Annotated in this window: 23 protein-coding genes and 1 tRNA gene; 15 read left to right on the top strand and 9 right to left on the bottom strand. The window is 62.7% G+C overall.

Translation table 11 applies throughout. The features are described from left to right. Positions 1 to 139: 139 nt before the first annotated feature. The 9 genes from V7E00_RS01220 (at position 140) to V7E00_RS01180 (ending at position 7,427) form a co-directional block, all read left to right on the top strand. Positions 140 to 2,329: a sodium-translocating pyrophosphatase gene (locus tag V7E00_RS01220; protein WP_333570888.1), complete on the top strand. Its 2,190-nt coding sequence runs from the start codon at positions 140 to 142 to the stop codon at positions 2,327 to 2,329. Positions 2,330 to 2,507: 178 nt separating this feature from the next. After that, positions 2,508 to 2,726 carry a translation initiation factor IF-1 gene (gene infA, locus V7E00_RS01215; RefSeq protein WP_003049127.1) on the top strand — a complete coding sequence of 73 codons (219 nt, stop codon included), beginning with the start codon at positions 2,508 to 2,510 and terminating at the stop codon, positions 2,724 to 2,726. Between the two features lie 13 nt (positions 2,727 to 2,739). Then, positions 2,740 to 3,309 (top strand): Maf family protein, encoded by a 570-nt coding sequence (locus V7E00_RS01210; RefSeq protein WP_333570887.1) that lies wholly within the window; start codon positions 2,740 to 2,742, stop codon positions 3,307 to 3,309. After that, entirely contained in the window at positions 3,302 to 4,252 is a 951-nt protein-coding gene (locus V7E00_RS01205; RefSeq protein WP_333570886.1) for a ribonuclease, read from the top strand. The genes V7E00_RS01210 and V7E00_RS01205 overlap by 8 nt, the downstream gene beginning before the upstream one ends. Positions 4,253 to 4,257: 5 nt before the next feature. After that, complete coding sequence (locus tag V7E00_RS01200) at positions 4,258 to 4,440, top strand: DNA gyrase inhibitor YacG (protein ID WP_084584347.1); 183 nt, start codon at positions 4,258 to 4,260, stop codon at positions 4,438 to 4,440. 31 nt (positions 4,441 to 4,471) lie between these two features. Continuing rightward, positions 4,472 to 4,547, top strand: a tRNA-Phe gene (locus V7E00_RS01195). A 1,087-nt stretch (positions 4,548 to 5,634) separates the two neighbouring features. Beyond that, positions 5,635 to 5,775, top strand: a complete 141-nt coding sequence (locus V7E00_RS01190; RefSeq protein WP_157084728.1) for a hypothetical protein — start codon at positions 5,635 to 5,637, stop codon at positions 5,773 to 5,775. 444 nt (positions 5,776 to 6,219) lie between these two features. Continuing rightward, entirely contained in the window at positions 6,220 to 6,465 is a 246-nt protein-coding gene (locus V7E00_RS01185; RefSeq protein ID WP_084253497.1) for a hypothetical protein, read from the top strand. A gap of 23 nt (positions 6,466 to 6,488) precedes the next feature. Further along, complete coding sequence (locus V7E00_RS01180) at positions 6,489 to 7,427, top strand: dimethylarginine dimethylaminohydrolase family protein (protein WP_066724087.1); 939 nt, start codon at positions 6,489 to 6,491, stop codon at positions 7,425 to 7,427. An 89-nt stretch (positions 7,428 to 7,516) separates the two neighbouring features. On the opposite strand, the gene V7E00_RS01175 is transcribed toward V7E00_RS01180, so the two are convergent. Beyond that, entirely contained in the window at positions 7,517 to 8,239 is a 723-nt protein-coding gene (locus V7E00_RS01175; RefSeq protein WP_066724084.1) for a hypothetical protein, read from the bottom strand. Then, entirely contained in the window at positions 8,236 to 10,668 is a 2,433-nt protein-coding gene (locus V7E00_RS01170; protein ID WP_157084727.1) for an N-6 DNA methylase, read from the bottom strand. The genes V7E00_RS01175 and V7E00_RS01170 overlap by 4 nt, the downstream gene beginning before the upstream one ends. 328 nt (positions 10,669 to 10,996) lie before the next feature. On the opposite strand from V7E00_RS01170, the gene V7E00_RS01165 reads away from it, so the two are divergent. Together V7E00_RS01165 and V7E00_RS01160 are read left to right on the top strand one after the other, a co-directional pair. Further along, positions 10,997 to 11,650 (top strand): sigma-70 family RNA polymerase sigma factor, encoded by a 654-nt coding sequence (locus V7E00_RS01165; protein ID WP_066724249.1) that lies wholly within the window; start codon positions 10,997 to 10,999, stop codon positions 11,648 to 11,650. Positions 11,651 to 11,768: 118 nt separating this feature from the next. Then, positions 11,769 to 11,969, top strand: a complete 201-nt coding sequence (locus V7E00_RS01160) for a hypothetical protein (protein WP_157084726.1) — start codon at positions 11,769 to 11,771, stop codon at positions 11,967 to 11,969. Positions 11,970 to 12,024: 55 nt separating this feature from the next. On the opposite strand, the gene V7E00_RS01155 is transcribed toward V7E00_RS01160, so the two are convergent. The 4 genes from V7E00_RS01155 to V7E00_RS01140 all read right to left on the bottom strand — a co-directional run bounded on the left by V7E00_RS01155 (position 12,025) and on the right by V7E00_RS01140 (position 14,324). Then, a complete protein-coding gene (locus V7E00_RS01155) occupies positions 12,025 to 12,534 on the bottom strand; it encodes a MucR family transcriptional regulator (protein WP_066724076.1) in 510 nt (169 codons plus the stop codon). Between the two features lie 261 nt (positions 12,535 to 12,795). Beyond that, entirely contained in the window at positions 12,796 to 13,347 is a 552-nt protein-coding gene (locus V7E00_RS01150; RefSeq protein WP_066724246.1) for a hemerythrin domain-containing protein, read from the bottom strand. 201 nt (positions 13,348 to 13,548) lie between these two features. Continuing rightward, the gene (locus V7E00_RS01145) at positions 13,549 to 14,130 is read right to left on the bottom strand and encodes a PRC-barrel domain-containing protein (RefSeq protein ID WP_066724075.1); all 582 of its coding nucleotides are present in this window, start codon (positions 14,128 to 14,130) and stop codon (positions 13,549 to 13,551) included. Positions 14,131 to 14,141: 11 nt separating this feature from the next. Beyond that, a complete protein-coding gene (locus tag V7E00_RS01140) occupies positions 14,142 to 14,324 on the bottom strand; it encodes a hypothetical protein (RefSeq protein ID WP_169804526.1) in 183 nt (60 codons plus the stop codon). 25 nt (positions 14,325 to 14,349) lie between these two features. On the opposite strand from V7E00_RS01140, the gene V7E00_RS01135 reads away from it, so the two are divergent. Next, positions 14,350 to 16,302: a hypothetical protein gene (locus V7E00_RS01135; RefSeq protein ID WP_333570884.1), complete on the top strand. Its 1,953-nt coding sequence runs from the start codon at positions 14,350 to 14,352 to the stop codon at positions 16,300 to 16,302. Between the two features lie 49 nt (positions 16,303 to 16,351). Here the strand turns inward: V7E00_RS01135 and V7E00_RS01130 are convergent, their stop codons facing one another. Beyond that, complete coding sequence (locus tag V7E00_RS01130; RefSeq protein ID WP_281179442.1) at positions 16,352 to 16,474, bottom strand: hypothetical protein; 123 nt, start codon at positions 16,472 to 16,474, stop codon at positions 16,352 to 16,354. 418 nt (positions 16,475 to 16,892) lie between these two features. On the opposite strand from V7E00_RS01130, the gene V7E00_RS01125 reads away from it, so the two are divergent. From V7E00_RS01125 to V7E00_RS01115, 3 genes are all read left to right on the top strand, one after another. Then, positions 16,893 to 18,131, top strand: coding sequence for an RNA-guided endonuclease InsQ/TnpB family protein (locus V7E00_RS01125; RefSeq protein WP_333570883.1), 1,239 nt, complete (start codon positions 16,893 to 16,895; stop codon positions 18,129 to 18,131). A gap of 67 nt (positions 18,132 to 18,198) precedes the next feature. Continuing rightward, positions 18,199 to 18,996 carry a hypothetical protein gene (locus tag V7E00_RS01120; protein WP_066724065.1) on the top strand — a complete coding sequence of 266 codons (798 nt, stop codon included), beginning with the start codon at positions 18,199 to 18,201 and terminating at the stop codon, positions 18,994 to 18,996. 632 nt (positions 18,997 to 19,628) lie between these two features. Then, positions 19,629 to 19,997 (top strand): hypothetical protein, encoded by a 369-nt coding sequence (locus V7E00_RS01115; RefSeq protein WP_066724062.1) that lies wholly within the window; start codon positions 19,629 to 19,631, stop codon positions 19,995 to 19,997. Positions 19,998 to 20,546: 549 nt separating this feature from the next. On the opposite strand, the gene V7E00_RS01110 is transcribed toward V7E00_RS01115, so the two are convergent. Both V7E00_RS01110 and V7E00_RS01105 read right to left on the bottom strand, forming a co-directional pair. Continuing rightward, the gene (locus V7E00_RS01110; protein WP_333570882.1) at positions 20,547 to 21,281 is read right to left on the bottom strand and encodes a helix-turn-helix domain-containing protein; all 735 of its coding nucleotides are present in this window, start codon (positions 21,279 to 21,281) and stop codon (positions 20,547 to 20,549) included. 138 nt (positions 21,282 to 21,419) lie between these two features. After that, the gene (locus V7E00_RS01105; protein ID WP_084253496.1) at positions 21,420 to 23,078 is read right to left on the bottom strand and encodes a response regulator; all 1,659 of its coding nucleotides are present in this window, start codon (positions 23,076 to 23,078) and stop codon (positions 21,420 to 21,422) included. Positions 23,079 to 23,121 lie beyond the last annotated feature (43 nt).

Genomic DNA, 23,121 nt, shown 5'->3' with positions numbered 1-23,121 from the left:
GGGCAGACATTCCGCGCACCTCCATTACCCCAACCGCCTTGCGCGAACCCCCTATTGCTTTACGCTCTGCCCTTGCGGACGAGACTGGACTGATCCGGCGCGCGCCGCGACCCGCAAGTGCAGGGGAGGATGTCACTCTATGACGATCGTCTATTTCGCCATCGTCTGCGGCCTGATCGCCGTGGCTTATGGCTTCATCACCAGCCAGCAGGTGCTGCGCGCACCGGCAGGCAACGCCAAGATGCAGGACATCGCCGCCGCGATCCAGGAAGGCGCCAAGGCCTATCTGACGCGGCAATATACCGCCATCGCCGTGGTCGGCGCCGTGGTGGGTGTCGTGCTGTTCCTGACGCTGGGGCTGATCCCCACGATCGGCTTTCTGATCGGCGCGATCCTGTCCGGCGTGGCCGGTTTCGTCGGCATGAACATCTCGGTCCGCGCGAATGTGCGTACGGCCGAGGCCGCGCGCGGCAGCCTGCAGGGAGGGCTCACCCTCGCCTTTCGCTCGGGTGCCATCACCGGCATGCTGGTGGCAGGCCTGGGCCTGCTCTCGATCGCGGTGCTGTTCTGGTATCTGGTAGAGGTGGCGCATCATGCGCCGGGCGACCGTCTCGTCGTGCTCACCTTGTCCACGCTGGCCTTCGGCGCCTCGCTCATTTCCATTTTCGCGCGGCTCGGCGGCGGCATCTTCACCAAGGCGGCCGACGTCGGCGCCGATCTGGTCGGCAAGGTGGAAGCGGGCATTCCGGAGGACGATCCCCGCAATCCTGCCGTCATCGCCGATAATGTCGGCGACAATGTCGGCGACTGCGCCGGCATGGCGGCCGATCTGTTCGAGACATATGTCGTCACGCTCGGCCTCACCATGGTGACGATCGCGCTGCTGATGCGCGGAATCGACACGGCGCTGCTCACCCGGCTGATGGCGCTGCCGCTGCTCGTCGGCGGCGTGTGCATCCTCACCTCGATCCTCGGCACCTACATGGTCCGCCTCGGCAGCAACCAGTCGATCATGGGCGCGCTCTACAAGGGTTTCTGGACCACGGTGATCCTTTCCGTGCCGGCAATCTACGGCGTCACTTATTATGTGCTGGGCGGCCGGATGCAGGATGCGATCGGGTCGCTCGGCGAGCCCTCGGCGCTGCTCGACGGCAGCACGCTCTCGGCCGATGCCGTGGCGGCTGCGGCGGCGATGCCGAACGTCACCGGCATGGGCCTGTTCTGGTGCATGATGATCGGGCTGGCCGTTACCGGCCTGCTGGTCTGGATCACCGAATATTACACCGGCACCAATTTCCGCCCGGTAAAGTCGATCGCCAAGGCCTCGGTGACCGGCCACGGCACCAATGTCATCCAGGGCCTTGCGATCAGCCTCGAATCGACCGCGCTGCCGACGCTGGTGATCGTCGTCGCGGTGATCGCCACCTATCAGATCGCCGGCATCCTCGGGGTTGCCTTCGCTGCAACCTCCCTGCTGGCGCTGGCCGGTATGGTGGTAGCGCTCGACGCCTATGGTCCGGTGACCGACAATGCCGGCGGCATCGCCGAAATGGCGGGTCTGGAAGACGAGGTTCGCCACAAGACCGACGCGCTCGACGCGGTGGGCAACACCACCAAGGCGGTGACCAAGGGCTATGCGATCGGCTCGGCGGCGCTGGCGGCGCTGGTGCTGTTCGGCGCCTATACCACCGACCTCGATCATTATCGCGACGCGCTGGGGCTGACCGGGCCGGTCAACTTCTCGCTCTCCAACCCGTACATCATTGTCGGCCTGCTGCTCGGCGCGCTGCTTCCCTATCTGTTCGGCGCGTTCGGGATGACTGCGGTCGGCCGCGCCGCCGGATCGGTGGTGGAGGACGTCCGCGCCCAGTTCCGCGACAATCCGGGCATCATGGCAGGCACCAGCCGGCCCAACTATGCCCGCACGGTCGACATCGTCACCAAGGCGGCGATCCGCGAGATGATCGTGCCGTCGCTGCTCCCGGTGCTGAGCCCGATCATCGTCTACTTCCTGATCGCCGCGGTGGCGGGCAAGGAACAGGGCTTCGCCACGGTGGGCGCGATGCTGCTGGGCGTGATCGTCTCCGGCCTGTTCGTCGCCATCTCGATGACCAGCGGCGGCGGCGCCTGGGACAATGCCAAGAAGTACATCGAGGACGGCAATTACGGCGGCAAGGGCAGCGACGCCCACAAGGCCGCGGTGACCGGCGACACGGTGGGCGATCCGTACAAGGATACCGCCGGGCCTGCGGTCAATCCGATGATCAAGATCACCAACATCGTCGCCCTGCTGCTCCTCGCGGCCCTGGCCGGCGGCGGCACGCACTAGGCCTGACCTTCCCCCCTCCTGCGCGCGGGAGGGGGATTTGCTGTCTGCCTTGCCCTTCCGGCATCAAATAGCCATGTATCACGTGGAGACGCGTCCGCTCCGCGCCACCTTCCCTTTTTCCTTCCAGCGCTGTAAGGGCGACGCACTTTTACGCGCGCTAATCCCTGAGAGGCATTTTTTGGCCAAAGAAGAACTGCTTGAAATGCGTGGACAGGTTGTGGAGCTTCTCCCCAACGCCATGTTCCGCGTCCGGCTCGAGAACGACCATGAGATTCTCGGCCACACCGCCGGCAAGATGCGCAAGAACCGCATCCGTGTCCTGGTGGGCGACGAGGTGCTCGTCGAGCTGACGCCCTACGACCTGACCAAGGGCCGCATCACTTACCGCTTCAAGTAAGCGGGTGCCGCCCATGCGGCTCGTGCTCGCTTCCACTTCGCCGCGACGGCTCGATCTGCTCACCCGGATCGGCGCCGCGCCTGATCGCGTTGCCGCCCCGGACGTGGACGAGGATGTCCGCCCCGGCGAGCTGCCGCGACCCTATGTGCTGCGCGTCGCCACCGCCAAGGCGCATGCGGTCGACCGTGCGCCCGACGAGATCGTCCTCGCCGGCGATACCACCATCGCCGTCGGCCGCCGCATCCTCGGCAAGCCCGCGGACGAGGCAGATCTGCGCCGGATGCTGGCGCTGCTCTCCGGCCGCCGCCACCACTGCCTTTCCGCGCTTTGCGTGATCGGCGCGGACGGCAAGGCCCGCACCCGCGTGTCCGACACCGTCGTAGCGTTCAAGCGCCTCAGCGATGCCGATATCGACTGGTATGTCGCCAGCGGCGAAGGCATGGGCAAGGCGGGCGGCTATGCCATTCAGGGCAAGGCCGAGGCGTTCGTGCGCTTCCTCTCCGGCAGCCATTCGGGCGTGGTCGGCCTGCCGGTGTTCGAGGCGCGCGCCCTGCTCGCCGGTGCCGGCTATCCCCTTGGCTGAGTGGCTGTACGAGGCGGGGATCGGCGAGAATCGCGCCGCCCTCGTCGCGCGTGGCACCATCTGGAAGGCGCGAATCGAACTGGCGGGCACGCGGCCCCAGGTCGGCGCCATCTGCGCGGCACGGCTGACGGACAAGTCCACCGGCAAGGTGACGCTTGAGCAAGGCGGCGAGGTGCTGTGCGATCCGCTGCCCAAGGGCATCACCCAGGGCGCGCCGCTCAGGGTGAAGATCGTCCGCGAGGCGATCCCCGAACCGGGCCGCGCCAAGCTCCCCAAGGCCGTGCCCGCGCCGGCCGACGCCCCGCTGGGCGACGGCCCCGACCTGCTGGCCCGTATCACCGCCAGCGGCCAGCCGGTACGCCGGCTCGGCCCGTACGAAGCCGACCTGCTGGAAGAGGCGGGCTGGTCCGAGCTGCTCGACGAAGCCTATACCGGCGAGATCGCCTTCCCCGGCGGTGCGCTGCGGATGAGCCCCACTCCGGCCATGACGTTGTTCGACGTCGACGGCTCCGGCCCGCTCGAACCGCTCTCCATCGCCGCCGCCCATGCCGTCGCCCGCGCGGTCGAGCGGTTCGGCATCGGCGGCTCGATCGGTATCGATTTCCCGACGCTGAGCAGCAAAGGCGCCCGCAATGCCGTCGCCGAGGCGATCGACGCCGCCCTGCCCCAGCCCTTCGAGCGCACCGCGGTGAACGGCTTCGGCTTCCTCCAGATCGTCCGCCGCCGCAGCCGCCCCTCGCTTCCCGAGATTCTCCACGCCGATCCTGTCGGCGCCGCCGCCCGGGCCGAACTGCGCCGGCTGGAACGCCTTCCCCCGCCGGTCCCGGCTACCCATATGGTCGATAGCCGAATCGCCCGACGTCTGGCGCGCGAGCCCGACTGGACCGAGACGCTGGCCCGCCGCATGGGCGGCACGGTCCGGTTCGTGACCCCCAAGGAGTGACCCGCATGCCCCGCGACGCCTGCCCGATCTGCGGCAAGCCCACCGCCGCCGACTTCAAGCCTTTCTGCAGCCGCGGCTGCAAGGATCGCGACCTGCTGCAATGGCTGGGCGAGGGCTATCGCGTGCCCGGCGAGCCTGCGCAAACAAATGTGCAATCGGGGCTGGACAGCCACGAATTCCCCGACTAACAGGCGCGCTCCCCGGCGGTTCCGCCGGTGTGCCCGGGTAGCTCAGTTGGTAGAGCATGCGACTGAAAATCGCAGTGTCGGCGGTTCGACTCCGTCCCCGGGCACCATCCCCTTCCAAGCCAAATTAATCGCACACATTAGCAGAGGCGATCTGCACGCTTACGTGCCCCTAGCGCACGTTTACGCACGTTAGACGCCCTAACGAGAGCGTAGAACGCGCGTCGTGTGCGGTTTGATAATCAACTTTGCGGAGTTTTGTGTAGGGTGGCCACCGCCCTTCCACTCCTCATCTTGTATAGGCGTGAGCAACCCACGCGATTCGTCGTAGAAAGCTTAAGCCACAACGCACCCTTACGGCTGCGACGCGGATTATCGCATCACGACCGATCCGGCTCACAACCCCTACTGCGGGTGCCACAAGGGCCATTGAGACCCACATGTCGAACCCTCCGGATCGTTCAGCGGTTCGTCTCCTCTCGAGCTGAGCAGACCAGGCTCTTGACCGGCGGGCACGCCCCAGGGATCACCCACTTATCACGCCTGGCATGGCTGGTGCAGGATGCGAAGGCGTTTTCCTCTCATCGAGGTGTCGTCACAATGGCAGCGCAGCGACATTGCGGCTGAGCTGAGGCGGAGCCCCACGGGCTTGGGTCAATGGAGACCTCCCTGAGAAGCTGCCTGCGTTATCGCAGCGACAAGCGACTCGTAGCGACGCGCGTCGTCTGCGTGGCGCTGTCGCGCCTGCGCGCTTCGAGCCTCGTCAATTTGCGCGCTCCTCGCAATCAGCAAGCTCTGCGAAAACTTCAATCGGACCTCTTCTAGCGGATGGGCCTTACGATTCGCGTCACTTTGCGTCGGCGCAAGGATGCTCGCTGCCTCAGCGGCACGGGCAGCGGTCGCGAACGTTGCGCCGACGGGAAGGATCCCGGATTCGATTGCGATACAGTCGGCCTCGGCTCTACCGGGCATCAGAGCCGCAGCGACGCCTTCATCAGATGCAAAAGAGAGGCATCTGTAGGTGCCGTCGAAGGAGAAGAGATTAAGCTGGCGATCGCCCTCGCCGGCTTCATATCGCGTCGTTGCATATCTCAAGTTTGCTTCTCCTTGCACCTTCCACCGTATGCCTCTCTTCGGCCCGCGACAGCGCTTGCACATTCCATGATGTAGGTTCGGGCTACGCTCATATCAGCCCGTATGGGCAAAGATCGTGAGCAGCGGCTATGCGTGCCGCGGCGCGAGGACCGCCGAGTGATCAGCGGCATCGCCGATGTGCTGCAGGCAGGCTACCGTTGGAAGGATGCGTCGGGCCTCTATGTCACGCGCCAGACCCTGTGAACGGCTTAGGTTGATCGAAAACGGGCGCCTGCCGCCCCCTATTACCCTAGTGGTATCGGAACCCCAACGAGCGGCAGGGTGCTGATTCCCACGGGCGCGAAGGGTCAACTGACGCGGGAGAAGCTGCCCTAGGTGGAACCTCTACAAGGATCTTAGCGCCGTAGGACGCATGTTCTGCCGCGTCGAATACTGCCGACGCCTCGCCAACCGCTATGCCGCCCCGCCGCCGTCTTTCTCGGCAGGATCCCCTCGCTAGCAGCGTCATGTGAAGCACTTGAGTGCCGGTTCTGGCGCGAGGCCAACGGGATGGTGGGCGACCGAACTGAAGTTTGCGGGATCAGGTCGATCGAGCGCCACTAAGGTGTCAGCGCTCGTTGCCGAAGGGAGCCGCAAACGTGGTCTCGCGTTTCAGCTGCTCAAGCAGTGCAGCTAGGACGAAGATATATGGAACAGCCGGGCCTCCACGGTCGTCACCGTGATAAGAATGGGGAAATCAGCCGCAAGCATGGCAACACCTTGGTAAGCTCGCTTCGAAAGATCTACGGAGCGTCCTTCGCTCCCTCAGCGGCGCCGCACGACAAACTGTCTGATGTCTTGGCCGATCTCGACGAGCCCTCCCTTAGCCAGCTTGTGCATGATCACGAGCGCGGGCACCTCGAGCGCAAGATCAGCGAAAGCCACTCGGCATAGTTCGCGAACATCGAGGAGGAGTGATGAAGGCCAACTTCGATCATCTTGACGGGCCGAGCATCGGTTTGCGGCCGCCCAACGCGGTCCGTAGCTTCGTTCAAGCCGAGACCGATCGCCTGACCGACGTGATCCTGTGTCCACCCCACTATCTTGCACCCGTCCCGTGCTGCGCGGTTACGCGCTCGAGCCTGGAGGGCGGGTTCACGGCATGCAGGTCGACGGCGCTTGGGCAACACGCGGCGCTTATACGGCTCCTTCGACGGCACGACGTACGCTGTCACGTGCTTGAGCCCTCGCCCGACGTGGCAGACATGTGCTTTACCAGGGACATTGGCGTATCGACGCCATTCGGCCATGTGGTCCTCAACCCGGCGATGCCTCACCGCCGCGGCGAGGTGGATGCTCATATAGCGGCGCTAAACACAGCTCGCATTCCATTCAGGCAGATCGTGCGGGGTACGCTCGAGGGCGGAGACGTCTGTGTCGCGCGGCAAGGGCTTCTGTTCGTCGGCATGTCCGGTGAGCGCAGTTCAGCGGCAGGTGTTGAGGAGTTTGCCTTACCATTCAGGCAGGCAGGGTGGCAGGTGATCATCTGCCCTTTCCACTCCGACCATCTTCACCTCGACACGATCTTCTGCATGGTAGGGCAACAGGAAGCCATCGGCTGCATCGACCTCCTTGATCCAACCTTCGTGAGTGCGGTACGCGCGTGCGGGATCACCATCTTGCCGGCGCCAGCCACGGAGGCAGGTAGACTGGGCTGCAACGTCCTATCACTGGGCGCGCGTCGCGTGATAGCCAGTTCCGAGATCGTCGCTACGATCCTGCGAGCATCGGGCTTCCTCGTCGACGTCGTGGATATCTCCCAGTTCGCCGCGTGCGGTGGCGGCGTTCACTGCCTGACTCAGCCACTTCACAGGTTGCCTGATGGTTTTCCCGGGCCGCTAAGGCTGAGCAGGTAAACCGCCGACGTGGCGTGAAGGAGATCTGGCGGAAACCTGCAGGCTGGGATGGTGCGGATGCGAGGAGCGCAACACGTCGAAACGTCCCATCACTCTCCAAAAGCCTCCTCAAGCTGGAAGCGAACGTAGCGGCACGAAGAAGCCATCCAGGATAGCAGTTCATCCATGTTCTGCGGGCCGGATACGTGCGGGAGTGGCCGCTCCTTGCCCCAAGGGGCCGTCATCCATCTGGCGGTTGCTGCCAAGTGGAGCTTCGATGACCATGACAGGTCGGGCACGTCGGTCGCAGGGATGATGCTGTCCCGTACCCGAGGCTCTGAGTGGATGAACTTGTCTGTTCGTACCTCGGCGAAGTTTGCGAGATCCATCTGCCAATGCGGGTGTGCGATGTCGTTGTCGTAGTTCGAATTCAGGTCCAGCGCCTCCCACTCCAGCCGCATGACCTGCTTGGCAGGAGATGATTGTGAGCGTGGCAGCCGCTCGAGGAACAGGATCAGTTGGCATCCGAGGAATCGGCTTCGGCTCTCAGTTTGGCGCGCCCAGGTGACTGAAAGGCCGAGCAGGGCCCGCCAACCCCGGCCTGAGACGATCTCGAGTACGGGCAGCTCAGCGCCTCGGTCGTCGAGCGCGAGTTCTCCGTGCCGGTCGCACACGAATTGATAGGTCTGCTCACGGCCATTTGGAACGCTGACGCACTCGAACGTCACATAGTCTTGTCGGGAGAGCTCCAGCGCGCTGTGTATCTCTGATCTCAGTCGATCCCGCATCGCTTCCAGGTCTTTTGGCGTAGCGGTGAGCGTGCGCAACATCATGCTTCGATGGTGAAGCCGTAGCACGCGGCTGCGAACGCGTTTCGTCGATCGAGCTCCGGGAACTGCCCGCGCCAGCCCAGAATTTCATCCAGCAAATGCGGCTTCTGAACGATGACGTCAGGTATTAGTGGAAGCGGCACGTGATTGACGTGCTTCTGCTGCAACGTGATCTGCCCCCCTCCGGCGTTTGTTGAGTACTCTCTAGCCACCCTAAAGAAGACGTCCGAGCTCATGAGCACGGTATATAGACCTAGCACTTCCACCAGCTCGCCGGCGTCAGGTGCAGCTTTGATCGCGCGCTTCAAGACAGTTGTCGGAAACCATGCGAACCCCTGGACGACCGCAAAGGCCCCATCCCTGTCGACAGCGAAGCCATCGTTTTTTATCCACTGCCGGCTCACGATCCGAGGTTCGGCGCTCGTACGCCATTTGTTTCGAGGTTCTGATTGCCTCCACCAACGCTCGCCGGCGCGAGCGCGGCTTCCTAAAGCGGACTTGGCGGGGAGCAGATGGCGCTCGTAGTAGCACGGGGCTGCCCTTTTCAGCTCAGCCTCGGTCATGATGTCCTCGCCAACCGAGAACAGATACTCGGTCGGGTTCACCGCGCCGCCAGCAATCGACCGCTTCTCGGCGATCGGGCGGAACGCGTGACGCTCCGCTGCAGGCAGATCATCCAGTTCAGCCGATGTGAGGATGAAAGCCTTGCGTTCACCTGCGCGAACGCCGGTGTGCACCGTGAAAAGATCATTCACGCGCGTCCGCAGTGCCCCAAGCGCCTCGCGCTCCTCTGCTTTGAGAAGCCCGGGAGCTGGTAGCCAGTTAGGCTTGAGAAGCATATCCTGAAGCGGAGTTGCATAGAGATTCCACGACAGTTCGCCACGCGACGCAGGCGCTGCGCTCACGAGCTCGCCTGTCATTCTCTCCCGCCTGAGCGTGCGCAGCGCAGTTGATGCCGCGCCCTGAATCTCAGACGCCCACATCATCTGCACGTCGCTGTCGTGCGCCAAGTTCGCGTCGGCGCCCTTCACTAGTGACAGAGCGCAGGCGTTTACGGTCGCGAAGCGGAACAGACTGTGATCGCCGAAGGTGCCGATCATCCTCGGCGTCGCCAGTTTCGCGAGGCTCTCCCGCCATGCGCGGCCGCTTTCGCTGGCGAGCACGCCTCCAGGAAGAAGCGCCGATATGATCGCGCCATTTTCGGCCGACCGCACGGCGCGCTGGATGAACGCCATGCTCTTGTCGGGGCGCCCCCGGTAGTCGGCACCAAGACTCGCGCGGACTGCGCCTTGTTCGGCCTTGCTCATGTCAGGCCAGGATCGAAAGGGCGGATTCATCAGGATCACCTGAGCAGGCGCGACCTCCTGCTCGTTGTCGAGAAAATCCCTCTGTTCCAGTACGGCGTCTACCTCGAAATCAATCCCGTCGCGCCTTGCGCAGGCGATCGCAAAACGCGCTGTCGCAATCGCTGTTGGCGAGATGTCGTACCCAACCACGCGGACCTTGCTCTTCCATCCGGTGCGCTGAAGAGCCGCGATCGCTTCAACGAGGAACGACCCGGAGCCGCAGGTAGGATCCATGATGGTCAGGTACCCGTCCGCGCCGATCTTACACCCTTGCAGTGACTGTTCGGCCAGAATCCGCGCAAGTCCGACGGGCGTATAGGCGATTTCCTTAAGGCTGTGGGGGCGGACGCGCACGCCAGTAGCAGACATCCCCCAGAGCTCACCTTGCGCCGGCTGTACGGGCGGGGCAAGGTGCGCCGCCTGGAACAGCTCCGCTCCAGCGTGTCGCACCGTAAGGTCGATGCGCAGCTCTCGCCCGCTACGGCTGTCCTGCAGCAGCGTTGCGAAGAACTTCCTCGCAAGATCGACAGAGACGGTCGCTTCCTCGATGCCATTGGGGTCAAGTCCGAAGGCCTGAGCATTCTCCGACAGCTGTCCAACCAGGTCTGGCATGTCGTCCGCTGGCACGGTTGGATTTGCCAGTCGAAGAGCAATTAACGCAAGGAAAGCGTTGAGCTGAGCTGTGTCAGATCCTGTCACCCGGGCGCGCAGCCCCTGGAAGCTGCCGATGACATGATCGACCACGTCCGCGGACGGTGAGCCCTTGCGCTCCAGGAAGGCAAGGAAACCCTCAAGATCGTCCTCGACAGCCCGGCGGCGGATGCGATCCGGCGAGCTCCCACTGGAGGATGTAACCGTCACATTATCCGCATCGACTAGAACATGATGCCGCATCATCGCGGACCACGACCAGCTGCGCCCAACGTCTGAGTTGCGTACATCGTCAACGGAGGATGCGACGGCATCCGAGAGAACGAAGCTGCCGGCGACCCCGTCAAGCATCGCCACATGCTCGCGTGCCGCATGCGGGCCAAAAAGTGGAGTCGCGGCCAAACCAAGGCGCCGCGACCAATGCTCGAAAATCACGGTCTGCCTCCGCTTACCCTTGACTCATTCTAAAGTGTTTTGGCCGCGACCACAAGCTCCGAGTCGGCTTGAGAACATAAAGGGAACAGTCCGTGTGTGCTAGTGAGTTTGCGTGGCGCAACCTGGCTCATCGCCATCGCAGGGGCTTGCTGACCCCGCACGCTCAGCGGCGCGCACGTTCGTCCCTATTGTCTGCGTCGGCGGCGCGCTGTCGAGAACGGGTGAGCGATTGGCCGCCGAAGAGTACCAAGGCCCAGAGCACTCGCGAGGAACGGTTGCCCATACGAAACGTTTCCGTCGACAGATCACACTGATGGATTGGGGAACCATGCAAGAAGCCGTTGCAGGCGAGGCGAGCGTCACGACGCTCACCGACACGCAGTTCAGGGAACAGCTGCAGGCCGTCATTCCTGACCTCCGGGCGTTCGCGCGAGGTCTAAGTGGGGACCGAGATGTCGCCGACGACCTTGTCCAGGAGACAATGCTTAAGGCGTGGATAGCACGCCAGCGGTTCCAGGCCGGTACAAACTTCAAAGCCTGGACATTCACGATCCTGCGAAACTATTATTTCACGCTGGTTCGCCGCAGGCGATTCGTGGGTGAGTGGAACGATCTCGTTGCGGATCGCGTGCTGGCTGCGCCTGCTGAACAGGACAGCACCGTAGAGCTTCGTGACGTGATGCGAGCGCTTCAGCAGATTCCCCCAGATCAGCGCGAAGCGCTCATATTGGTCGCGGCTGCGGGCATGTCGTATGAAGAGGCGGCTGAAGTTACCGGCGTAATGTTGGGCACCGTGAAGAGTCGCGTGTCGCGGGCTCGCTCCGCATTGGAGAGGCTCCTGGAAGATGGCGTCCTTAAAGGCAAACGGCGTGACGGCGATATCAGTGAGGCTGCGTTGAGCAGCGTTCTCACATCGTTGACAGTTATTCAGCGGCGCTATTCGCGTCAGGCAGAAGCCGCATCTTTGCCGATTGCGGCCTGACACGGCCGAACGATCTCAGCGAATATCTAATTTTTAGGCTCGGACGAACATTGTTCGGCGACGTTCGTGTCCCACAGCACCCTCGGCCTTCTCTGACTTCATGCGAAGGGAGTATGCGTTGACCCGAGAAGATCAAATCAAGACGTATCTCATCGCTCATGAACTGATCGAGCAGTACGGTGACGAGGTAACGATCGTCATCGACGCGCAGATCAACAATCAGCAAGCGCTGGGAGACGTCGAGCGCGTGGACGCATGGCTCCACATCAAGGAGGCCGCGGTGGAGACGCTTGAGGCGTCTGCAAGGCGCCTGCACTGAGTCAAAGCGCGTGGGCAATCGCGCACCGGACGCCCCCGCCCGGTGCGCGGGAGCGTCAGCTCTCCGAGGCCTCGGTGTTGCGAGCCTTACGAGCACTGGGCTTGACGGTAGCAGGAGCGGACGATTTGCTCTTCCGGCCCTTAGCACCAAGACCGATCTTGTGAGCCATCGCCCGACGAGCTTCGGAATAGCTGGGCGCTACCATCGGGTAGTCCGCCCTGAGGTTGTAACGCTCGCGATATTCCTCGGGGGTCAGGCCGTGCGTCGAGAGATGCCGGCGCAGCGTCCGGTATGGCTTGCCGTCGATCATGGAGATGATGTGATCTTTTGACGAGAGAGACTTGCGAACCGAGACCGCTGGCGTGAACTCGGTAGTAGGTACGCTCCCCTCCTGTTCCGGCTCAGCATGTTGCGAGCCCGACGAGAGCTCGGTTATCGTGCGGTGCATCGTGCGCAGGAATTCAGGAACCTCGTCCGCATTGATGCGGTTGTTCTGATTGATCAGCCAAGCTACCGTGAGCTCAGTCGCAAGTTCAACGGGGCTTGATGCATTCTCTTCCAGCAACGGGCTACCCTTCCCTTTTAGGATTTCGGAAGCCAAAAGCTGACCTCCGCCAGCCTTTGTTAGCGGCCAGGCGATCATCGTCAACTATATAGCGGCCGTCAGTACACAGGGTCGGAAAAATTGGCCTCGGGGGACTTGGTGCATTCTTCATTTCCGAAGCTAGCGTGGCAACGACGAAGGTCCCCGCCTCCGAATTATACGTGCCTGCTACTGCAAGGCACGTCTAGAAGGATTCCCGGAAGTGCTGCCGCTCTCCGCGCTTCAGCGGGAGAAGAGCTGCGCGTCGGCGCCCATGTAGCGGGCATATTCCTCCGCATACCGTTCCGTGATGCGTTGCTGGTCGGCAGCCGGTGCGGATCTGGCCAGCTTGATGTACCAGGTGCCTTCTTCCGAATACACGTGGTGCAGGACAGCGCCGCGGATATGCTCGAGCTTGTCGTGATAGTCGTCGCTCGCTGGATCAAGGCGCTCGAGCAGGCCCATTTCCATCTTGGCGGCCGATTGCTCCTGGTAGGCCAGTTCCGCATGCCCGACCTGGTGATCCGCGGCCAGAGCCGGATATACTGCAGCTTCCTCAGCAACCGCATGGGCCGTCAGAAGAAGCCCCAGCTGCTTCTGCTCACGAGGACGATCTGCCGGAGCGGCCGCTCTCAGCCGCTCGAACTGCGCTTCGATGCCGCGGTGATGCTCAAGGATCTGAGATAGCCAGTCACCTGAACGTGCCACGGCCTTCGCTTCCTGCGTAGCCCTGAGACGTGCATCCTCAGTCTCGGGCGGGGTGACGGCTGCGATTACAGAATCGACGATCGACATGTTCAAGTCTCCGCTTTGGATCGCTTGCACAAACAAGAGGCTGTGCCCCCCGTTCCTCCTGCGAATGGAAATCAGGTCCTTGCGGCGAACCAGGATTCCAAGACTGACCATCCATCAGGCCCGTCCCCTTTCCGGTGATTGGACCGATGGCTTCGCCAGAAGCCTCTGCGGCGCAGATATCCACGGGTCGCAAGCTCTGCACTAAGCGACTCTTGGGAGACGCGAGGGCCACCGGTCCGCCGGCACCTCCGGCATACGGTCGAATGCGTCCCCGGTTAGATTCGTCTGCACTCTTCCCGGTTCGACGGTGAAGTTCCTGGGATCCAGAGCATGGAGCGTTTCTCCAAGTCCGCCTAGGCCGCCACAAGACACGACCAGATACACCAGACTGTTGTCCTCGCTGCTGAGCATGGCGTCGACAACGGTGCCGATCGCCTGTCCCGACACGTCGTGAACCGAGGCGTTCAGGAGCGAGCCGGCGGCTACGAGGGTAGGCCCGGCCTTCTGCTTGGACACTCGTGTAGCCCGCATGCTTCCGTCGACGAACTTGGCCTGCCGCCCCAGCCACCGGTAGATCCCGATGGCGTTGACGGCGGTGAGGAATACGTTGGAGACGAGAAGTCCTGTCTGTCCGCTGGAGACGCCCAGGATCGACCAGCAGACCGATCCTATCGTGAAGATCACGAACCCCCAGCCTGTCACGCGCACGCTGACGTTCGCAGCGGTCATCATGGCCGCGATCATCGTCGCGGCCGGAGCTATGAAGCCAATGATGCTGTTCATGCCTCAACCTGTCAGAAGTTCGCCCTGGAACGAGAGGAGGAGGACGGTCGTTCCGCGCAGCCGAACTGCTCCTGCAGGCAACGGCCGGCCTGTCCGGACTGAAGCAGCTTTGTTGCGCCCTTGACCTCCCGCACGCCTTCGGCATGCTCGCCCTTCTTGTCGAAGGGGCGATCGCGATCTTGGTCTGCGGTCATCCAGCACGTCGGGTAGATACACGCCATGGTTGAAGAGGATGGTCCCGGCTCGAATCCTTTCGGACTGGTCGATCATAGCGCCTTCGCAGCATTCGGCGCCGAACTCGTCTACGGCATACGTCCAGATGGATCGCTCGTGCATGTGTCGAGCGTTCCCCGAGGTCTCGCCTGTCAGTGTTCCTGCCCTGCTTGCGGAGGCACGTTGATCGCACGCAGGGGCGACTTCAACATTCCGCACTTTGGACATCATGCCAAGGGCGGGGGGTGCGGGTACAACCCTGAGACCAACGCGCACAGCTGGGCCAAAGAAGTGCTTGGAAGAGAGCTGCGCCTGCTTCTGCCATCCGTGGCAGCAATGGTAGGCAGGCGGCGACTGCAGACCTACGACGAGCGTGTGTTTACCTTCACCCACGCAGAGCTTGAGAAGTTCATGGGCGACATCGTGCCCGACGTGGTGCTGACCGCGCCCGATGGCCGCAAGCTGCTCGTCGAGGTCCTGGTCACGCATGCCTGCGGGCCCGAGAAGATCGAGAAGCTGCAGGAACGAGGAATCGCGGCTCTACAGATCGACATGTCGGCCTGGCGGAAGAGCAGCGATCGGCGGGAGATCGAGCGCGCCCTGATCGACGGCGCCCCTCGCGAGTGGCTCTTCAACCCCAAGGTCGAAGAGGCGAAGGAGCGTCTCCAGGCTCAGATCGCCAGACACGCCGTCGCGGAAGAAGCAATGAGGCGCAGGGCCGCCGAACGGCTCGCCGCCACATCTCGAGCAGAGGAGGCGCGCGCGAGGCGTGCACTTGATGCAGAGACACGCAAGTTTGAAGTGGCTCTGCAACGTGCGCGTCACAGTACGACAGGTGCAGGCTTCGACGAGCTGCAGGGCGTACGGGCTGACGCCCAGCTCGCGCCGCTCCTTCTGCCTAGCGCTTTTACGGACGGTTTCACCGTCCCAAGCACCAGATGGCAGGCTGCGTTGCTCATCCGCCGAGTCCAGGTCGAGATTGGCGACGAATTCCATCTTCCCAACTTCGACCTCGATGCAGCAGTACGATCGATCTCCGACTGCATCGGCGAGCCGTTCGAGATGGAGGTGCCGGAGCACGTGGCACGCGCGCTTCGCAGCAGAGGACTGGTAGGGAAGCTGCCGCGGGACGCCATCGAAGACTACCTGCAGTACCTATGCGACCAATACATCCTGCAACGGGATGGTGGCGGCGGCTTCGAGGTCGCCGACGACCGCGCGGAAAGCCTCGCGAAGCAGCAGGAGCAGTGGCTCGTCCGCAAGCGTCGCAGGAAGACGGTCGATCAGGCTCTGGATACTATCCTGAGCCTGATACCTCCCGATGAGCAGGGTGCCTTCGATCGCAGCCAGTGGGAGACGCGGAACATACCGGATCTGGGGCGCTCGCTTCATGCATTTCTGAAAGCGCCACAAGCCCGGTGGCAGGAGCTGCGAGACGCGCTTCAGGCAATCGAACGGATGATGCAGGATGGCGCTCCCGCGAGGACACTGCTCGGCCTACCGGTGGAGGGCGCGCTTCGCCGGGCAAGGAACCGGGAACGAAGCCGGGCGCAGGGTGAAGCAGATGCTCGGGAGCGCACGCTGAGCATCGCGGCGTTCGATGCCTTAGAAGAGGCGGCTCGGGATTGGCTCTACACGCCTCCGGATGCGGATGCTCCAATCGTTCTCGCTCGTAACTCGCAGGCTGGTTTGGATGCAGCCCTTCATAACCTGGCGGATGAAGCGAGAAGGCGCAAAATGGAAGCTGCAGCCAACCTCCTTGCTGCCGAATGTCGTCGAGAGTTGAAGATGGCAGCGGAGAAGGGCCTGGGCGCAACGAAGTCGCGCTTCTTCCTCCACAACTACGATGCCAGCCTGAGGGCTCGTCCATGGGATGTTGCCATCAGCAAGGCTGGCCTGGCCAGCGCCCTCGCTGAGCTAGCAGCCTGGATCAAGCGGGAAAAGCGTTCCAAGCGTTAGGTTCCTAGTTCCTGAAGCGATTGCACGTAGCGGTGTCCGCGATGGATCCTCACCAGGCCGGCAGGGTGATGGACCGCGTCGTCTCGAGTTCGGCCATGCCGCCCGTCGCCGTCTTGAGGTGGCCCTGACGTCGATGCTGATCGCGCCGTCGGCCGGACTGGCGCGCGTCCACTCAAGCATATTCCTTTCGAAGGCAGTTTTGGCGTTTACCCCCCGCTACGTGCGGCATCAGCGCCTGTCCTACGGAACGCGTGCGGGTAGGATGCGCCGGCTGGCGAGCACAGTCCTTGGGGTTTCCCACCGGACACGGCAAGCTCGCAGGTTGCTTGTCAGCGCTCTCGCTGGAACGTCCTCAACCTTTCGGCAGCATCTTCTCGGTACAGCGACTGCATGATCCAAGAAGACGTCGATTCCACGGGAAGTTATCTTACGGAGCGGATGGCCGAGGCTTTTAGAAGTCTTAGCGGTCGTGATTATGCCCTTGGAGGAACGCTGTCAGTCATCCTGCTCTTCGTGGTCATGAACGGAGTCGGCTTCCTGTCGACCTCCCCTCTAAAAGAACATACCGTGTCCACTAGGTCTATGTCACAATGCCGCAGCAGATCCTGACCCACGTCTATCGTCTCCAGCCCACGCGTGCGCAGCACGCGGCGCTGGCGAAGATCCTGAAGGACCAGCGGTTCCTGTACAACGCGGCGCTGCAGGAGCGCCGTGACGCCTGGCGGCGGGCGAAGGTGTCCATCGGCCTAAACGACCAGACCAGGGCGCTCACCGAGATTCGCGGCTTCGACCCGACCTACAGCGGTGTTCCTTACGATGTCTCAAAGTGGACGCTCAAGCGGCTTGACGACGCGATGCGGGCGTTCTTCAAGCGTGTAAAGGCCAAGGCCGGCAAGGCAGGCTTCCCGCGCTTTAGGAGCGAAGCGCGCTGGCGGAGTTTCGGCTTCCACCAGAAGGATGGTCTCCGCGTTCGGAACGGTCGGCTGCTGTTCAGCGGCGGCATCGTGGGTGGACTGCGGATGCGGATGCATCGCCCACTCCCGGACGATGCGGTCCTCAAGTCTGCGGTATTCACGCGCGAAGGCAACGTCTGGCGCGTAGCGTTGACAATCAAGACGGAAACGGCTCCGGGTCATTCCAGGGCCAGCACCGCAATCGGCGTGGACGTCGGCGTGAACTGGCTGGCGGCGACCTCGGATGGCGTGTTCTTTGAAAACCACCGACCTCGCAGACAGCGGGAGAAGGCGCTGCGCCGCGCGGCCCGCGCGCTGGCGCGGTGCCAGCAGGGATCCCGGCGTCGGCGGAAGGTCCGAGCCCGGCTGCAGCGGGAACAGCGGCACGTGCGCAACATCCGCACCACCTGCATGCACGACGTGGCGAACGCCATCGCGCGTTCCGCCTCGACGATCTTCGTCGAGGCGCTCAACCTCAAGAACATGACCCGATCGGCTAGCGGCTCGCTGGCCGAACCGGGCGTGCAGGTCATGCAGAAGCGTGGCCTCAACCGGAGCTTGGCGGATGCCGCTCCGGGCCGTCTGATCGCGATGCTGCGCTACAAGGCTGAGAGAGCCGGTGGCGAGGTGGTCGCGATCGATCCCAGGAACACGTCCCGGACGTGTTCCGCGTGCGGCGTCGTGGACGCCGCGCAGCTGGGTAGGGACCGCTACCGATGTGGTTGCGGCCTTGACCTCCAGCGGGATCATAATGCGGCGATCAACATATTGCAGCGCGGCTTCGCCGTGCACGAGGCGGCTAGGCGCCTCGGGGACCGCAACGTGGCCGGTCGCGGCGAGCGTGGTCCCGTGAACGCGGACCCGCTGGCGGCCTAGCCTCCAGCGACCGTACCAGGATTTCTAAGGGTGGAGCTTTCCACACGAGAATCCGAATAGCCTAAAAGTGGGGGCGATCACGTACAATGCTCATCCCTATTACGCCGACGTACAGAACAGCGAAGATCAACGCTGTGAAACCCGCTATGGTCAGAACGCGGCGGCCCGTAAGGATGCACACCGCGGCGGCGACGGCCAGGGCGAGGCTGAGGAGAAGAGCGCGACCTTGTGCCTTGCTCGCCTCCAGCTGCGCGAAGCGCGAGCCGCCAATCTGATCGCGGTCGAATACAATGCCATTTCGGCCGATGCTGCTTGGTGGGCTCGGCTGAGTGGCATGCTGGTCACCGTCCTGGGGCTGGTGAGCGTGATTGGCATCATCGTCGCCCTCTTTGCCGCTTCTGACGCCGGGAGGGCGACCAACGCCAGCTTTGCGATGATCGCTCAGGCTAGACGGACGAGCAGAGCCTATCTCGAGATCATGTGGGACCCCGACATGCCCTGGCCGGCCAAAATCCGCAATTCTGGCAGCACGCCCGCCATCGCGCGCTCCATAAGGGTGAGCTACCCTGACTTCGACATCGTTAGCCGTGATCCTTCGGTCATGGTCTGGCATGAGCACAACGTGCTGGACGACGTGATCGCTCCTGCGAGCAGCTTGGCCTGTCTGCTGCCCTTTGTCCCCGGCGACCGCGCGCACGGCGTTCTGGTCGGTGTTCTGTTTTGTGACGTGCACAACTATATATGGTGTTCCTGGCGCCACTTCACGGTAGACAAAGGGACCGGCGCTCTGCAGCATGGGCGAAGCGGTGAGTTCCCGTGCGGCAAGGTCGATGAGCATGAGCATAACGTCTCCATGAGCTATTGATGTTCGCGGCCAAGTTGTTCCGGTTGGCAGCGCGAGTGGCAGTGCTTCCACCTGGAGGGTGCAAGGTCGGCTCGAGAAAATAGGAAAGAGTCTCGCCGAGGTCGTAAGGTATACGTGGCTCTCCGGGGGCGTCGGTCGCTGTTGCGGAGACGCAGATCGCGGCGGCTACGCTCGACCCAGACAGCATCTACCTCGCTGCGAGCGAAAAGAACTTCTGCCGGAATCTCGACGATGCACCGGCGATCGCCGTGGTTATCGAGTATGCTGACATGCGGCCGGTGGCGTTGCTGGGCGGTCGTCGGGCGGATGGCTACCGGCAAGTACCTGCGCCGGCAGCATGGCGAGGACCGCCGCTGATAATGTCGCGACCGAGCCGCATCGAAGCGACGAAATCGGTGATTTGTAATTTTCCACGAACCATCTCCTACCGGAGGTGGCCACACGGGTCGGGCTACGAAAGCTTTTGATGTCCCCCCTGTTTTCGCTAGAAAGTTATATCGTTCGCTGCTTATGCGATGCAGCATAGGCCTGTGACCGACACGGAAGACCGATGGTTTAGACTAGACCCCTGTGATCCATATGCTGATCAGGGAGCGGTACGGATCCGACAGGCACGATTCCAGGAAGGTTCGATGCCCAGCTTTTTCATTCCCCTGGTCGATGCTGCTCACCAGGAGGAGGCATATTACGGCATGGCAGCTTTTGTCGGCGGCACTCCCCTGCCGGCGGAAGAGCGCATCTACTCGATCACGTTCAGGCATGATGGGGAAGTCTGGACGGCGACGGTTGGCGAGAGGATGAAGGGCAAGGCCACAGCTACTTCCGCGGTCGGCAGAGAACGTGCCGGGCGGGACCCGCTCCGCTGGTCCGCAGACACAGTAATCGCGATCTACGCAGGAAGCACGGTCCCGTATCTGATCGCGCACGATGGAGCCGGTCGCAACCGCTGGAACATGCCTGTCTGGGTGCGAGACGTGCTCAACGTGGCGACGTTCGATTGAGCATCGGACCGTCTGTCGCCACGGAGCGCTGCCGACGCGCAGGTAGGTGGTACGTCGGCGGTCGTCGCTTGCCTGTGAACACCCGCACATGAGATGGACCAGTGACTTGGCCATGGGCGCAAGCCCAATCTCGACTAGTCATCCCGAGCGGCAGGTCGGCCTGCCACCGGCCGTCACCGGTCCCTACGCAGGCCAGAAGCTAGAAGAGCCCGCACGCGGGACGTACGGGCTCTTCATGCCGTCGCGCGCAGCCAAAACGGCAAGCTGCGGCGCCAGTGCGACCCGGCCATCCTCAAGGGACGTGCTTCCGGTCGCACTTTCTGCCGTGGCGTGAACGGCTCCGCAACTAGGTACAAAGACTATATGCTGGCTTCCTCGATGCGAGCGGGAGACACCTGCCGAGTGTTGCCGGCCACTGCCAGCGGCCAACTTTCGACCGCCGCATGTCGGCGATCGGGATCTACAGTCACCCACGGACCTCTCGATTTTCCGAGAGCTAACGCATGGAACATGCTCCCGAACAGTGCTCGAGAGATGTTCTCACTCAGGTCATGCCTGCCCCGCAAATGGTGTGCCGTTCCTCGTGCGACTGGTCCGGCGGCCAAGCTCCTCGCAAGCCATTTGCGAAGGGGCTCCTTCATGAGCGAAGCGGACATATCCCGATCGCCAGGTAAGCACCCCCACTTCCCTTAGAAGCTTCAAGGTTCGATTCACATGCACCGGCGTGAGGCCGAGAACGTCTGCGAGGATGTCCTGCGTGATCGGAAGCTGAAACGCTTCAGGCTGCGCCATTCCTGAGAGCAAGAGCCGATCACGCATTTCCCACATCCAGTCCTCCACCCGCTCAAACGCGTTCATGCGCCCAAGGCGCACCACCTGCCGATGCAGATACGCCTGTTCGACCGCTGCTGCCGCTACATACGCACTGGCGAGGGACTGCCCTTCGGGAGCCGGGCACAGCGTGGCCTGCCCCACGGAAGTGAGATCCGTCGTGATCGCAAAGTTCAGCGCAGTACCGGGAGTGATCACATCGCCCGGCACGTAGAAGCCGATGATCTGCCGCCGACCATCCCGATGAGACGTCGACCGCGCAAGCCACCCATCCAGTACCAGAAGTCGGCTTCGACCGGATGGGCCGCTCAGCTTCAGTTGCTTCTCTTCAGAAATGACAAAGGATGATTGCGCCGCTTCCCGCACCTTGACGCGGTCCGAGAGAGACAGTTCTGCCAACGCGGCAAGCCGCATGACCAGCCGCTCTTCAAAAATAGGATATGACAGCTGCATGTGCTCTGAACCAACTCAGATCAGGTTGGTTCAGCACCGAAAGCATGCGCAAACGTTCTTCAAGGCGCTGACCTCCATATGGAGCACCGAGGCTTCCCCACCTGGGTGCAGGACGAGCGTCGCATAGCATCGCGATTTTCATGTGGAGCTATCCAGTAGCTTCCGGACATGTCGTGCGAGCCTGTCTCTCGTGAACGGTTTCGTGAGCAGGTCGATGCGATCGCCGCCTCCTTGGTTTCGCTCACCGAACTGATCCGCTGAGTAGCCGCTCATGAACAGGAAGAGCATCTCCGGGCGCTGCCTTCGCACGATGTCAGCAAGCTCGCTGCCGCTCATTCCGGGCATGACGATATCGCTCAACACGAGATCAACCAATATGCCTCTGGAGAGCAGCTCGAGCGCCTGCGTTCCGTCGCTCGCCTCAAGAATCCGATAGCCAAGTTCCTGAAGTGTCTCGGAAGCCGCCTTGCGCACCCTGTCCTCGTCCTCGACGACGAGAATTGTCTCGCCGCCTTCAGCGCGCGGAGCCGTCTCCGCCTTCTCCTCTGGTATTGCCTGTAGAGTCGCGGGTGGAGCTTCGCAGCGAGGGAGGAATAGGGAAATGGTCGTTCCGCTCCCAAGGCTCGAGCGGATTTTCGCGCCGCCGCCAGACTGCCTCATGAACCCGTAGAGCTGGCTGAGCCCGAGACCTGTACCTCTACCCGGTTCCTTAGTCGTGAAGAAGGGTTCGAATGCCCGCGCCTGCACCTCCTCGGACATGCCGGTGCCGGTGTCAGTTACCTCGATGACGACATGATCGTGGCCGACGAGATTTGGCGGGCTGTCGTTCGCCTGCAAACCCCTCACGTTGCAGGTTCGGATCTGGAGGCATCCGCCATCCGGCATCGCGTCTCGCGCATTTACCGCCAGGTTTACGAGAGCGCCTTCGAGTTGCCCCGGATCCACGTAGGCGTGCCACAAATCAGGATCAAGCTTACACTCGATCGAGACGCGCTCGCCAAGGGTTCGGATGAGCAGTTCCTCGATGCCCTTTATCAGTTCGTTGATCTGCGTGACCACTGGGTCAAGGGGCTGAAGGCGCGCGAATGCAAGCAGTCGGCGAGTCAGCGTCGCGCTCCGACGCGCTCCGTCCATCGCTCCATCTATGTGACGTATCACATCCACGTCGCCGCGATTGAGCTTTGCCTCCGTCAGTTCCAGATTCCCGATGATGACCGCGAGCATGTTGTTGAAGTCGTGCGCGACGCCCCCCGTTAGGCGCCCGACCGCGTCTAGCCGGTCAGCCTGTGCGGCGCGCGCCTCGGCCTCGCGCCGCGCATCCACTTCGGCCAGCCGAGCCTGATTGGCTTCGGACAGCTGGCGCGTACGCTCCGCGACACGCTGCTCGAGCTGAACGTTCGATCGCGCTCGCTCCTCCTCGATGAACACCGCTCGAGCATATGCCCTGTTCATTCCACTGACGACGAGCACGATCAGAACGGCGTTGGTGAGGAATACCCCAATGGCGATGAGGCCATGAGGCGAGGTCACCCCCGATTTCTCGAACGGAACCACAAGGAAGAACCAAGCTAAGGCTGCAGACGTAGCGGCGCAGGCTAAGCCCGCCCGAGCGCCGGCCACATAGCCTGCGGCGAGTACCGCGGGCGTGAACGTGATGAAGGGAAAACCGAGAAAGGTGGGGCCAAGCGCGAGGCGAACGAGAAGGCCTACCAGAGCGAGAGCGATCGCCACTCCATAACCAGCGGCAGGCCTCCCGCGGATCCAGATCGAACATCGATAGATCGCCGACTGCTGCATCCAGCGCGGTCTCCGAGTGCCTCACGCCGAGATAAGCCGGAAT

This window comes from Sphingomonas sp., assembly GCF_036731925.1.
Taxonomy (GTDB): domain Bacteria; phylum Pseudomonadota; class Alphaproteobacteria; order Sphingomonadales; family Sphingomonadaceae; genus Sphingomonas.
Note: the sequence above shows the minus strand (reverse complement) of the source record. Positions and strands in the feature narration are given on the sequence as shown.